Here is a 12661-nt window from a genome sequence, read left to right as displayed (position 1 = left end):
GTCACACCTGCGTCCGGTGGAAGTTCTGGAAGGAGCGCGAGGCCGTCGGGCCCCGCTGCCCCTGGTAGCGGGAGCCGTAGCGCTCACTGCCGTACGGGAACTCCGCGGGCGAGCTGAGCCGGAACATGCACAGCTGACCGATCTTCATCCCGGGCCACAGCTTGATGGGCAGGGTCGCCAGATTCGACAGCTCCAGCGTGACGTGACCGGAGAACCCGGGGTCGATGAACCCGGCGGTCGAGTGCGTGACCAGTCCGAGCCGCCCGAGGGAGCTCTTGCCCTCCAGCCGCGACGCCAGATCGTCGGGCAGCGAGATGACCTCGTACGTCGACGCCAGCACGAACTCGCCCGGATGCAGGATGAACGCCTCGTCGCCGTCCGGCTCCACCGTCCGGGTCAGATCGGCCTGCTCGACCGCGGGGTCGATATGCGGATAGCGGTGGTTCTCGAACACCCGGAAGTAGCGGTCCAGCCGCACATCAATGCTCGAAGGCTGCACCATGGAATCGTCATACGGGTCGATGCGGACCCGCCCGGCGTCGATCTCGGCCCGGATGTCCTTGTCTGAGAGAAGCACCCCCCGAGGATACGCAGAGCGCACGGACCCCACCGAACCGGACGTCCGTGCGCTCCCCCGTCACTTCGCTACGGCCACCGGCACGGCACTCCGCAACCGCGCACACCGGGGACACCGGACCAACCGGGCCGGCCCGATCCGCCCGGCCCCGAGCTGCTGCATCGGAAACGAGGTGGTAGCGAAGACGTGCCCCTCGGCACAGCGGACGACGGTGCGCTCCATCAGGTCCATCGAGTCCCTTCCCCAACAAATGCGGACGAAGCCCCACATTAGGCCATCCCCCCGCACCCTCGAACCCGCCACCCCGCACCCACCACGCTATGCCCCAACTCCCTTGCCCCGCACCCACTTCCCGCTCCTCGTCGCGGCCCGGGGAGAACAGAAGGCCCCGCGGCGTTCTTCGCCCGGGGCCTGCGATGGGGTAGAGTGACGGCACTGCGGTTCCCGATCTTCGGTCCGCTGTGCGGGTGTAGTTTAATGGTAGAACATGAGCTTCCCAAGCTCAGAGCGCGAGTTCGATTCTCGTCACCCGCTCCATGAAGAAGCCCCAGGCCAACGGCCCGGGGCTTTTGTGTTGCCTAGACCAATTCCGGGACCCCGCACCACTGTCGCACCACTACGCACCGGGAGAGCGTCCCCGGCGAGGTGCGGGGCCTTCCGGCGGGCGGCCCTCTCCGCCGGCGTCCCGCATTCCGAGATCAATTTCATGTGACCCCGACCACAGCAACCGGCGCCCCTTGACGGGGCCGTGAGGGCCCATCGGCGCTGCCTGTCTCGCCCAACCTCCCAGGTCAGGGCCAGGCTCGCCCGCAGAGCACCGTCTCCGACATCCCGGTCGCGGGCAGCGCGAAGCCACCCAGAGCGCGGCTGATCCGGCGCTCTGGGCGGCTTGGCGGAATCGTCAGGAAGGCCGCACCACTCGCGCACCACTGGCAGGTGCGTCCCCGCTCGGCAGGACGCGGCCGATCTCGGTGCGCACCCGATCATCGAGCTTGCCCGCGAGTTCCTTCTGCCGCTTGGCCGTGGAGTGTTGGTAGATCATCGCGGCCCGGACCGAGGACTGGCCCATGCGGACCATGAGGTCCCTCGTGCTGGCCCCGGTCTCGGCGAGCAGGGTGTTGCCTGTGTGCCTCAGATCGTAGAAGCGGAAGTTCGGCTCCATGCCGGCCTTGGCCCGTGCCGCCCGCCAAATGCGACCGAAGGTGGACCGCCGGAAGGGCGCTCCCTTCTCTCCGACGAAGACCAGCCCATCGGCCTCCTTCTCCGCGTACCAGGCCATGTGGCGGCGCAGCTCGGTGTGGAGGAACTCGGGCAGAACGACCGTGCGCTTGCCGGCGGCCGACTTGGTCGGCCCGGTCGCGCGCTTGCCGCTGGTCAGCTCGGGAGAGGCCATGGTGAGTCGGCCCCGCGCGAGCGGGGGTGTTCCCACCCGGCGGGCTCAGGCGCTCCAACGCCTGGTGTCGGCCCCGCGCGAGCGGGGGTGTTCCGGCCATCTCGACGGCGGCTACCCCGCCTACACGATGGGCCGGGCCGCCGAAATCAGCGGCACCACGCAAGGGTTCCTCCGCGCGGCCGGAGAGGCCCGCCTCATCACCCCGCTGCTACTCCCGCTACCAGCTCTGCATCGCCGCTCGTGGCCCGGGAAGTCGTCGACCAGGGCACCCCCAGCAGCTCGAAGAAGCCCGGCGCTTCAACGTCGAGTACCGTCGCGCCGTCGAATCGGCGGACCCGCCGAGCGCGGGCTGAGGAGGTACGTATCCGACGGAGACCGGCGGGCCGCCGCTCGTACATCCAGGTACTGCCTCCGGGAGGGGACGGCCCGGTGCTCCGCTGTGGTGTCCGGACCGCGTCACCGAGCGGCGCGACGGTGCTGTGGCCGCGTCACGAGACGAAGAGGAACGCGATGGTCGTGGCCCCGCCGAGCGACGCTCCGGCCAGCGTCTGGGCCACCGTGTGATATGACAGCGCGACCCGGGACCAGCAGACGGCGGCCGTCAGCGAGTAGGCGGCCAGCCACCACGGCGAGTGCACCGCGGCCAGCAGGGCCACCGTCGCCGATGCGACGGCGGAGTCCACCGAGATCTTCCAGACCGTGTTCACCGCGAGCAGCCCGATGGTCATCACCCACAGGCCCAGCATCGCCACCAGGATCGGCGTGGGTGCCCCGCCCAAGACCATGATCATCGAACCGGTGCCGATGGAGCCGAGGATGACGAAGAAGATCGGGGCCCGCTGGGTGCGGTCGACCACATGGCGGTCGCCCCAGGTACCCCGTTTGCGCTCCCACTCGATGTAGCCGGCCGGGATCAGCCCGGCGCACAGGGCCCCGAGCAGACCCCACAGCAGGCCGGTCCAGTGGCCTGCCGCGGCAAGGCCGATCCCGAGCATGCCGGTGAGCAGGACGTTGCGCGGCTGCAGGACGTCGGTGACGATGCGGGCCGTGGTGGTGACGGCCGAACCGGCGGGGTCCCCGGCGGTCTCGTTCGCCGTATTGCCTATGTGGTTCACGCGCTGCGCTCCAGGCTCGACCGCAGGACAACGCGGCTCTGCTGTTCGGGGATGGTCTTGTAGGCGGCCGCCACCCTGACCAGCCAGGCGACTTCGCCGTCCTGGTCGGTGGCGTGCTTGGTCTCGAAGGCGGCGGCCTTCCCGGCGGGCGCGCCCTCGGCCTTGGCGACCAGGGCGGCCTTGATCCAGTAGGCGTCGGCGAGGGAGCCGGCCTTCCCGGGGGCCCCGCCTTCGCCCGCGGCGGCCTCCTTGGCGGCGGTCAGCAGACCGTCGGGCACATAGTGGCGCAGCTTCTCGACCGCGTCCGCGATATCGGCCGCCCAGCGGTCGACGCGCAGGTCGGCCGGGGTGTCGAAGCGGGTCAGCTCGCGGGCGAGCGGGGCCGGCGGGGCGAACGGCTGGTCGGGGAAGGCGGTCATCAGATCACGCCACAGCGGGTGCAGATTCACCTGGGCCCGCCACAGCCGGACCCGCCGCCAGCCCTTGCTGAAGGCGGGGATGGAGGCACCGAGCGCAAAGAAGACGAAGAGGACCACCTGGGCGGCCTCGGTGGCCGTGTCGAAGGACAGCGCGAAGCTCTCACTCGGCCGGTCGACCACACTGATCCACAGGAACAGGGTCCGGCTGAGGGTGTAGCCGACACCGATGAACATCGCGAAGGTCATCATGCCGAGACCCACCCGGAGGTGACGCAACCGGGCGTCGGCGGTGGCCAGGGCCCACTGATAGGCGCAGACGGCGGACGCGGCGCCCAAGTAGAGGTAGAAGACGCTCATATAGAGCGTGGCGCCCCACTGGCCGGCGTGTTCGGCGACGAACCGGTCCGCGGGGACCGAGCGGTCCACCACCGTGAAGAAGAGCACGGTCAGGAGGATGAGGGTGACCACGGACGCCTTGGTGGCCACCCGCTGGATGAGCCGGGCGAACCGGACATGGCGGGGGATCGCCCCGCCCTCCGGGAAGTGACCGTAGATGGCGACGATGTAGCTGAGGATCGCCAGGATGGCGATGGTGGACGTGTAGTGCTTGATCAGTACCGAAAGATCGACGATGGGGCTGTTGTTGAGGCTTATTCGGACCACGCGGGTCTTGGTCCACAGGGCGATGGCGAAGCCCGCATAGCAGCCCCACAGGGCGCGGCGGCGCTTGTCCTCCTCGTCGCCCCAGAGCGCGGCCGGCATCCGCCACAGGGCAACGGCAGTCATCAGACCGGCGACGAGATAGCCGGCGAGGTCGAGCGCGGTCACATGAGTTCCTCGGGTGTTCTGCGGGTTTCGTGGGCTTCTGCGGGGTCTACAGATTCCTGCGGGTTTGCGGGATTCCGTGAGGTTCTGTCGGTTTCCGTGAGGCCCTGCGGGGCTCCGCAAGGTGCTGCTGGGTTTCGTGAGGTGTTGCCGGGCTCCGTGAGGCCCTGCGGGCGGGATGGGATGAGGCGTGGCTGTGCCTGGGGAACGGGCGGGCCGGGATCTCTCCGGTGGCGCTACGAGCGGCGGAAGAATGTATGGAAGGAGAACGCACGGCGCCGGTGGGCAACCGGCCGGGAGAGCGAATTCGCCAGCCTTCCGACCATATCGTCGCTGGTCACATCCCTGGCCATCCGCGGGATCAGGGAGGCGCCGAACTCGGCGACCCGCTCGTCGTGCGTGTCGTACTGGGCTCGGGCCTGGACCGTGTCGGAGGAGAGCACCCGTTTGATCAGCGAGGTGTCGAACACCGGTAGCAGCAGCCGCAGCTGCTCCGCGTCCAGGCTGGTGCCGTGGTCGAACCATTCGTGGCACAGCTCGTGCAGGATCACATGCTGGGTCTGGTACGCGGAGGGGCGACGCCGGTAGAGGACGTAACTGGTGGTGCCGGATTTCAGCCGCAGACCACAGGCCGCGTTCACGCGCGCCAGCCGTTCGGGCAGCTCTTGGAGGACGATGGTCCGACCGCGGGCCGCCTCCATGTTCGCCACCAGGCCTTCGACGGTGAAGGGCGCAGGTATGGGAAGGTCAGCCAGTCCGGCTTCACACTCTTTGCGCAGTTCACGCAGGGACATTGAGGCCTCTTGGTCGTCATCGCGCGTGCATCACAAGCGGTCGGCGATTTTAGCCAACGCCGGTCACCCACGCGGAGCCCGCCTGCGCTAGGCGCTGCCCTGACCACCGTCCTCCACGCCCTCGGTCCGCCGACCGGACTTGGTGTCCGCCAGCAGGGAGAGCGCGAACTCCAGCAGCTCCGCCGGCAGCCCGTCGTCGTCGACGCCCCGGCCCGCCACGCCCGCGATCTCACCGGTCCGCCGCTTGGCGAGGAACTGGAGCCCGGCGACCACGTCGCCGACGACCTCCGACTCCTCCTTGAAGAACCGCCAGTCCACCCCGAAGCCCAGCCCGAGCGCCTTGAGGATCTCCTCGGAGGGCTGGGTGACCTTGCCGGCCAGGATGTTCGAGAAGTAGCTGTGGGAGAGGGCACCGCCGCGCCCCTTGACCAGCTCGGCGAAGGTCCGACCGGACACCTTCTGGCCCGGGAAGGTCTTCTCCAGCATGTACTCGACCTTCTGCTGCAGCGAATGCAGTTCGGGCACGTGTTCTTCGCCGATGTCCATCCGGTTACCTACGTTCACCTCGTGCACCGGGGCAAATGTCCTGCTTGCACAAACACTCTACGCCACTGTTAACTACAAAAAACACGGCCAGGGGGCCACAGGGGAGTCCCCTGTCCGTGGAGAACTCCCGCGCGCCGATCCCGCCCGGCGCCGACCTATGCATGTAGCCCTTCGCGACGGGGGATGCGCGAAGGGCTACACCCGTGCAGTATGCCAGCCCCTCAGGAACCGTTTCACAGACGGCCTCTGACGCCCTGTGGCCTCCCCCGTGACTGAAATGCGCTCACACCAGGTCATCATCCTCCGGTGCAGAGTCGTCACCCTGGATGTTGCGCCGGAGGTTCTCCAGATCTGTCTGGAGTTCCAGAAGCGTCTGACGGAGGTCACCGAAGGAGGCGGCTTCCATCACCGGAGGCCAGCTGCCCGCCGTACGGTCTATATCGGTCAATCCGTCCAGTGCGTACTGGGCACTCTCCAAGGAGTTGCGCAGGGTGCGTTGGAAGCCTTCAGCGCGACGGGCGGCAGGAACGGCGTCGCCCGACTGGATGGCCGGCGGTTCGGCGGTGGCGGGGGATGCGCCGGCTTCCTCGGGGTCGCTCTCCGCTCGGAGACCGGCCGGCAGCGCAGTCAACGTCGGCAGGGGCGACTGACGGACCTGCTGCGCCTTCCATACGCTCTCGGCTCGCTGAGGGTCGGAAGCCCAGACCACGTCCCACTCCAACAGGCGTACGGGCACCCCGTGCTCGTCCCGCGCGATCCTGTCGGGCTGGGTCACATCCACTTTGAGATGGACATAGGGGGTGCCCTCTTGATGGCTACGGTCCCGGCGAATGAGCTGCCGCAGAACCTGGGCGTTCTCCGGAAGGGCGTCGTGCCGGAATCGGTTGGCGGTAAGGGCGAGCGTCCACAAGCCCAGCTCATTGCCCGGGGCCGAAAGCCCTTCGACGACCTGGTGGACATCGGCCCGGAACGGCACACCGCCCTTCTCCTTGGCCGCCATCAGGGAAGAACCCACGTTCCGAGTGAGAAGTTTGTCTGCGATCAGCGCTATGCCTCCGGCGACCGCAAGGGTGCAGCGGGCGTCCAGATCTCCGTCCACCGCCGGCTGGACCAGCTTGGTGAAATCATCCGTCAGGACCGGATCCCATTCCGTGAGTACGGCCCCGGTCAGCACACCGCCGTTGCCCCAGGCATTGCGGGCCTGCTTGGACACGGCCTTCTTCGCGTTGCGCCAAGGACGGTCCAGGATGGGGCCCAGCATGTCGGCGAAGCCCTTGGCGCTCATCCGGGAACCACCCTTGATGATCTTTGCCTGGTCTTTGAGCCTCCCAAAGACCTCAGGCCTGGTCAGGCCGTGAACGATCTGGACGCCACGCCACAGCGCGGTACCCGGTAGCCGGTCGTCGCCGTATTCCTTCGGCAGATCCTCCGGGCCGATACGTCCGACGGCCATACCGTAGACGACCTGGAGGTCCTCTTTCGGTACTTCCAGATCGTCGATCTGAATCAGCCGCTTGAGTGCCCGCGTGGCCACCTCGACGTTCTGGGCAGCTGTATCCCACGCCTTGAACTCGACATGGACACTGGCCAGAATCGAGCGCATGGCGTCGTCAAAGACGTCTTCGGGGGCCAGTAGACGCTCCAGATGACCCTCGATGCCCACGGCGATATCCGCCGGCACCACAAAGGTCTGACCGATGGGAACGGCGCGCTCGGCGTCGTCTTCGGCCGTGGCCCGCTGGAACTCTCCGGTGAGTGCGTTGCGGTGCGCCTGCCGGTGTGCGGCCAACCGCTCACCGAGCCCCACACCATCGGCCGGTTCGGCCGGGGTGTCTCCGAACAGCGACTCCACGACGAGATCCGCCGCCTTGCCTGACTCGGCGTCCGGTCCGGCCAGCACGGCCCAGGCACTGGCCAGCCGGGTGATGCCGTCCCGCACCACCAAGGCGTAGAAGGAGTCGGCGCCGTCTTCGAAAATGAACTCCACAGGGTGGGTAATCAGAGGGCGGGTCACCTTCCGTCCCAAGATCGAGACGGCGTAGCTGTTGATCGCCAGGGTGCCGTGGATCGTCTGCCGCACATGGTCCTTCAGATGCTGAAGGCTCTGGTACCGATATCGCACCGCAGCACACGGGAGCCCGCTCTCGGTCATGCCCGTCACCTGCGGGTCAGGAATGTCCAGTACTTCCATCCCGGTACGAGGCTGGATTCCCGGCAGCAGTTCGCTGAGCCAGACCCGGCTGCTGAACGTGCGGAGGGTTGCCCCTTCGACGTTCTCCTCCTTGAGAAGTCCGTTCTCCTGTTCGGTCGATGCCAGCAGACCCGCGATGCCCTTGGCACCGACGACCCCACGCGCCACGGTCTGCCAGGCGTCGGCCGGGAGGCGGGTGAGCGGGTGGGCAAGGCCCGCCAAGGCCAGCTCCATCCGGGCGGATTCCGGGGGAGGTTCAGGCAGGGAACGCGCAGGGTTCGAGACCGCCACGGTCTCGTTCTTCCAGTCGACGGACAAGGATCGGCGGGGCGGATGGGACATCTGTTCTCCGGTCTGGACGGTGATACGACGGATTTAACGCGGACGTCCGCCGACCTGAGCGGCCCAGGACAGGGCCGAAGTCTGATACATCCATATCATCCCGATATCTCATGACATAGATTTATTCTGACGGATCTGAGTAAGCATTTTCAGCAAACCCTCGAAGATTCCCCTTCAGAGCCCCAAAGGCCGAGCCGGGAGCGCAGGGCCCGATCACAGCAGCGGCCCGTCGCGAACCAGCGTTGGCTGCACGCATCACTCCGCCGAGTCGGACACTGCGACGGCACACTCTCAGAGCGGCGACACATGGAGCGACTCTAGCGTCGCCACCTCCCTCGCGGAATGATTGTCGTATATTGATAGATTTCTTTCGGCGGCTGATCTTTAAGGCTTCGTTTGCACTAGGTCAGGTAGCGCTCAGCCCCAGGGAACCGCTCAAAGAGAGTCGGCAGAACTGACGTTCCCATCTTCTCCATCATGGCGACGGTACCGGCGATTGCGATCGCCTCACCGAGCGGGCTGTCCTTCTTGACGACGAAGACGTATGCGGTCTCCGAAGTCGGAAGCCGCCGGGGCAAGGTCATCAGCCCAAGGCCGTCCAACGCCTGACTGATCTGCTGACAGAGGTCCGCACTGAGCCGGGCCCGATCCGGCGCGGCGTAACGCTTGATGAAACGCATCGACAAGCGCTTGACCCCGTGGTCGACTTCCACGGCATGAGCAATAACGGTGAAGTCCATAATTTTATTACTAACCGAATTATGCCGTCAGGGTCAAAAGTCCTGACAGCACCACAGGGAGGCCGGTACCATTCCGCCCCCACAGAATGCGCAGGACATGACAAGGACCTTCGAGCCGAAGAGAACCAGCCATTCCCTCAGAGCCTCGACTCATGCCCAAGGGCGAGGGTTCGGCCACATACCGACCCCGGGCTTTTCATCACGGCGGGGAAGCATGTCCCACTGGGACAAAGCGAATACGGCTGTAGTCGATCCGCTCTCCCACCCCGCACCGATGCACTGGTGTCGGCGGCCCTGACCATCGTCTCGACGACAGGGCCCCGGGCCCGGCTCGTCCCTGCCGGACGGCCTGGCGCAACGCCTCGTTCCGGCCGGAGCCCGTATCCCGACTCCCTTGCCGAGTCGGCTTCCTGCACGCGAGTCTCGACGTTCCCTTCACGAGCATCGAACCCACCGGCCGGGAACGCCAGTGGGACGGTCTCGGCAGAGCGCCCCGGCACGAATTCCAGCTCAATGCCCTGGGCACCTGCAACGTCGGGAACGCCTGCCTCGAACTCGGGGTACAGCGGCTCGTCTACCTCTCCTCCGCGATCGTCTGCGGCACTCCCCGGGTACTCACCGATGCACAAGGACCACCCCACGCGCCCCTTCCTGCCGTACGGGGCGTCCAAGCTCTCCGCCGAACCGACCTGCTCAGCCTGCACCAGGTTGCCGGTCTCCGTCGTCATCGGGCGTTCCCTTTTTGGTGTACGGCCCTGGCGAGGACCCGCGCCGGGCGGGCGTTGAGGTGTCCCAGTTCCTGCGGTGGCACCTCAACGGGCTGCCGATCCCGGTGGTCGGCGATGCCGATCTGAAGACGAGGGACTTCGTCCATGTCCACGACGTGTGCCGGGCGCTGCTGGCGCTCGCCGCGGCCCCGGCTCCTCCCCGAAGGCGCCGTGGCGCCCTGGCCGTACATCACGGACGAGGACCGGCGGGCCGTCGTGCGGGCAATGGACGCGGTGACGCCCTGGCACTCGCCCATGCGGGCCGTGCAGGAGTTGGAGGAGGCGTGGGCCGCGTATACCTCCATGCCGTACGTCGTCGCCGCAAACTCCATTACGGCCGCTCTGCACATGGCCATCGCCGCCGCGGCCGTCGAGCCCGGGGACAAGGTGATCGTGCCCGCCGACACCTTCCTGGCCTCGGCGTCCTGGCTCCTCCAGGCCAATGCGGTGCCCGTCTTCGCCGATACCGATCCCACACCTTCGACGTCGACCCGGCGTTAGTCGAGGCGCACGTCACCGACCGTACGCGTGCCATCGTCGCCGTCGACCTCAACGGGCCGCCCGCCGACTACGACGCTCTGAGCGCCGTCACCCGCCGCCACGGCCTGCCCCTGATCGAGGACGCGGCCCAGGCGCACGGCGCCACCTACCGGGGCCGACGTTCGGGGCGCTCGGCACCATGAGCGGTGCCAGCCTCAACAGGTCGAAGACGCTTTCGGCGCTGGGCGAAGGCGCGCTGTTCGCGACCCGCGACGAGGAGCAGTACGCACTCACCCGGCGGATGCTGATGTTCGGCAAGGAACTGCCGGGCCGGGACCGGGACTACAACGCCCGCATCGTGGGCTGGAACTACCGCATCGACGTACTCGCCGCGGCCTTCGCCCGCTCCCAGCTCCGCCGACTCCCGGAGATGACCGGGTCCGCGAGGCCAACGGCGCGGCCCTCACCGCGGCGCTGTCGGGGGTGCCGGGCATCCGGCCGCCGGGCGTCCCCGAAGGCCGTACCCATGTCTACTTCTTCTATCCGCTACTCGTGATGCCCGAAGAGCTGGGGCTCGACCCGGCCGATGTGCCCGTGGCGGCGTTCCGCGACGCCCTCGCGGCGGCCATGAACGCGGAGGGCCTCGGGCATCATGCACTGGCAGCCGCGGCCCGTCCCGGCGCAGGCTGGTCCTCGGCAAGAGCTTCAGCTCCCTGAGCCCGCCGAACGACGAACGGACCAAGCGGCGCTGTGCTGTCTTCCACAAGATCCTGGTGGAGGAGTGGGAGGCGCTGATCGCACTGTCGCGGCCACCGGGGCGGGGACCGGACCGCCGCCCCGGTGGTACCCCGGCCAAGAGCGGCCCGGCTGAACGTGAGCACGTTCTTCTTCGTCACCGGGGCCGCCTTCGCCACCTGGCCCACCCGGGTCCCCACCGTCCAGGACCGCCTCGACCTCTCCGCAGGTCAGCTCGCGGTCGCCCTGGTGGGGCTGAGCAGCGGCGTTCCTCGGACTTCCGCTGGTGGGCAGCCTGGTGGCCCGCTACGGCAGCCGTACGGTGCTCTGCGCCGGTATGACCTGATATCTGGCCGCGCTGACGGCCCTGGCCTTGGTGCCGGGACTGGTCGCGCTCACCGTGGTACTGGCCCTGTTCGCCTGCGGAAACACCGCGGTCGACGTGGCCATGAACACGCAGGGCGTGCTGGTCGAGCGGGTTTAGGGGCGGCCGGTGCTCGGCGGCTTCCAGGCGATGTTCGGCCTCGGCGGCATCGCGGGCGCGGGGGCGCTCGTGGCCTGGGCCGGTGTGGGCACCGGGTCGATTTCGCCGTGCCCGCGGTGGCGGGCCTCGCGGTCACCGCGCTGGTTCCGGAACCGCGACGGACGGCGGACTCCGGCGCCCGTTCCGGACCCGCTGCTCGCGGTCGGCTATGTCGGCTTCCTGGCCGGCCGGCCCGTCATCGGCTTCGTCGCCGGATCGACAGACCTGCGGGTGGCGATGCCGGCGAGCTCCCCGTCGGCATGGCCGTTCTCGCCGTACTGGCAACACGTCTGCGCAGAGCCCGAGTCGGTGCTGCTCCGCCGTTCCGGGCCCCGATCGGCGGAGTTGGGGAACAAGCGTCCGGCGGGGTATAGTGATCTTGCGATCGCGCACCGGGGAACCGGAAGCGGACGAAATGCGTTGGTGGTCCAAGGAAAGACACCCCACTTCCCGTGGGGGGATGCAGGTGCAAGGCCTGCCCAGCGCTCCAGCAGACCCCGGCCTCCGTCACGGAGGCCGGGGTTTTTCCATGTGTACGGGGGTACGGGGCCCCGCCCGGGGCCGGTGCCGGGATGGCACCGGGCCGCCGGATCGGTGTCAGGAGTCGCAGCCGACGCCGTCGTTGTCGCGGTCGAGGTGGCGGCCGTAGCCCGGGTCGCCCTTGCTGACCGGGGCGGCGCCCGCGGCGCGGGCCGCCGCGCAGTTGGCGTAGTAGACCTCCGTGGCGATATCGCCTCCGCCGCCGCCCGTGCCGTCCTGGTCCGTTCCGGTGTCGCGGGCCGGGGACGGGGGCTTCGCGGCCTTGGTCTTGATGACGGTGACCGTCGGGCCCGGCTCGACGACCGTCTTCGCGGGCTCGGGTGCCGCCGTCGCGGTCGCGGTGACGGTGGCCGTGGCGGTGACGGTCGGTCCGGGCTTCGCCGCCGCGCCGGTCTCCCCGGATCCGGCGGTGCTGCCGCAGCCGAAGCCGAGGAACATGATCAGGGCGCCTCCGGCGTAGAGGCGTTTCATCCGCCACAGCGACCGTTCCGGGCCCGGGGGGCCGGGCGGGGGCGGTGGTGGCACCATCACATACGGACTACTCAAGGTCCCCCCTTGCGCAGATCTGCGGATCGGCGGATTCAAGCCGGTACACAGAGATTCAGCTTGTGCAGATTCGGTGAGGGGACACCGTAGCGCCGTGGCGGAGGCGCGGGCAGGGAGTGGAGAGAATT

Annotated in this window: 8 protein-coding genes, 1 tRNA gene and 4 pseudogenes; 4 read left to right on the top strand and 9 right to left on the bottom strand. The window is 68.2% G+C overall.

Annotated features, from left to right (window positions below; genetic code table 11):
* Position 1: 1 nt before the first annotated feature.
* A complete protein-coding gene (gene dcd / locus ACIQ9E_RS09300) occupies positions 2-577 on the bottom strand; it encodes a dCTP deaminase (protein WP_006347809.1) in 576 nt (191 codons plus the stop codon).
* A gap of 463 nt (positions 578-1040) precedes the next feature.
* Here dcd and ACIQ9E_RS09295 point away from each other — a divergent pair.
* Positions 1041-1114: transfer RNA gene (locus ACIQ9E_RS09295), tRNA-Gly, on the top strand.
* 364 nt (positions 1115-1478) lie between these two features.
* Here ACIQ9E_RS09295 and ACIQ9E_RS09290 read toward each other — a convergent pair.
* Positions 1479-1979: pseudogene (locus ACIQ9E_RS09290) on the bottom strand (tyrosine-type recombinase/integrase); the annotation flags it as partial.
* A 118-nt stretch (positions 1980-2097) separates the two neighbouring features.
* Here ACIQ9E_RS09290 and ACIQ9E_RS09285 point away from each other — a divergent pair.
* Positions 2098-2323 (top strand): annotated as a pseudogene (locus ACIQ9E_RS09285) (MerR family DNA-binding transcriptional regulator).
* A 135-nt stretch (positions 2324-2458) separates the two neighbouring features.
* Here ACIQ9E_RS09285 and ACIQ9E_RS09280 read toward each other — a convergent pair.
* The 6 genes from ACIQ9E_RS09280 to ACIQ9E_RS09255 form a co-directional block, all read right to left on the bottom strand.
* Positions 2459-3085 carry a hypothetical protein gene (locus tag ACIQ9E_RS09280; RefSeq protein ID WP_403704422.1) on the bottom strand — a complete coding sequence of 209 codons (627 nt, stop codon included), beginning with the start codon at positions 3083-3085 and terminating at the stop codon, positions 2459-2461.
* Positions 3082-4332: an MAB_1171c family putative transporter gene (locus ACIQ9E_RS09275; RefSeq protein WP_403704419.1), complete on the bottom strand. Its 1251-nt coding sequence runs from the start codon at positions 4330-4332 to the stop codon at positions 3082-3084. Before ACIQ9E_RS09275 ends, ACIQ9E_RS09280 begins: the two co-directional genes overlap by 4 nt.
* 233 nt (positions 4333-4565) lie before the next feature.
* On the bottom strand, positions 4566-5123 hold the full coding sequence (locus ACIQ9E_RS09270) for a toxin (RefSeq protein ID WP_403704416.1): 558 nt from the start codon (positions 5121-5123) through the stop codon (positions 4566-4568).
* An 87-nt stretch (positions 5124-5210) separates the two neighbouring features.
* Positions 5211-5669 (bottom strand): hypothetical protein, encoded by a 459-nt coding sequence (locus ACIQ9E_RS09265; RefSeq protein ID WP_403704414.1) that lies wholly within the window; start codon positions 5667-5669, stop codon positions 5211-5213.
* A gap of 283 nt (positions 5670-5952) precedes the next feature.
* Positions 5953-8094, bottom strand: coding sequence for a hypothetical protein (locus ACIQ9E_RS09260; RefSeq protein WP_403704411.1), 2142 nt, complete (start codon positions 8092-8094; stop codon positions 5953-5955).
* Positions 8095-8603: 509 nt separating this feature from the next.
* Positions 8604-8942: a hypothetical protein gene (locus ACIQ9E_RS09255; protein ID WP_403704408.1), complete on the bottom strand. Its 339-nt coding sequence runs from the start codon at positions 8940-8942 to the stop codon at positions 8604-8606.
* Positions 8943-9411: 469 nt separating this feature from the next.
* On the opposite strand from ACIQ9E_RS09255, the pseudogene ACIQ9E_RS09250 reads away from it, so the two are divergent.
* Together ACIQ9E_RS09250 and ACIQ9E_RS09245 are read left to right on the top strand one after the other, a co-directional pair.
* Positions 9412-9804 (top strand): annotated as a pseudogene (locus ACIQ9E_RS09250) (hypothetical protein); the annotation flags it as partial.
* A 10-nt stretch (positions 9805-9814) separates the two neighbouring features.
* A pseudogene (locus ACIQ9E_RS09245) lies at positions 9815-10745 on the top strand (DegT/DnrJ/EryC1/StrS family aminotransferase).
* Positions 10746-12044: 1299 nt separating this feature from the next.
* On the opposite strand, the gene ACIQ9E_RS09240 reads toward ACIQ9E_RS09245, so the two are convergent.
* Positions 12045-12458, bottom strand: a complete 414-nt coding sequence (locus ACIQ9E_RS09240) for an excalibur calcium-binding domain-containing protein (RefSeq protein WP_403705197.1) — start codon at positions 12456-12458, stop codon at positions 12045-12047.
* Positions 12459-12661: the final 203 nt, after the last annotated feature.

The sequence above is a fragment of the Streptomyces sp. NPDC094448 genome (genome assembly GCF_044763775.1).
Lineage (GTDB): Bacteria > Actinomycetota > Actinomycetes > Streptomycetales > Streptomycetaceae > Streptomyces.
Note: the sequence above shows the minus strand (reverse complement) of the source record. Positions and strands in the feature narration are given on the sequence as shown.

Bases quoted from the DNA above. Each gene is read 5' to 3' on its own strand.
- ACIQ9E_RS09270 (WP_403704416.1), bottom strand. From the start codon at position 5,123: ATGTCCCTGCGTGAACTGCGCAAAGAGTGTGAAGCCGGACTGGCTGAC.
- ACIQ9E_RS09265 (WP_403704414.1), bottom strand. From the start codon at position 5,669: ATGGACATCGGCGAAGAACACGTGCCCGAACTGCATTCGCTGCAGCAG.
- ACIQ9E_RS09260 (WP_403704411.1), bottom strand. From the start codon at position 8,094: ATGGAGCTGGCCTTGGCGGGCCTTGCCCACCCGCTCACCCGCCTCCCG.
- ACIQ9E_RS09255 (WP_403704408.1), bottom strand. From the start codon at position 8,942: ATGGACTTCACCGTTATTGCTCATGCCGTGGAAGTCGACCACGGGGTC.
- ACIQ9E_RS09240 (WP_403705197.1), bottom strand. From the start codon at position 12,458: ATGAAACGCCTCTACGCCGGAGGCGCCCTGATCATGTTCCTCGGCTTC.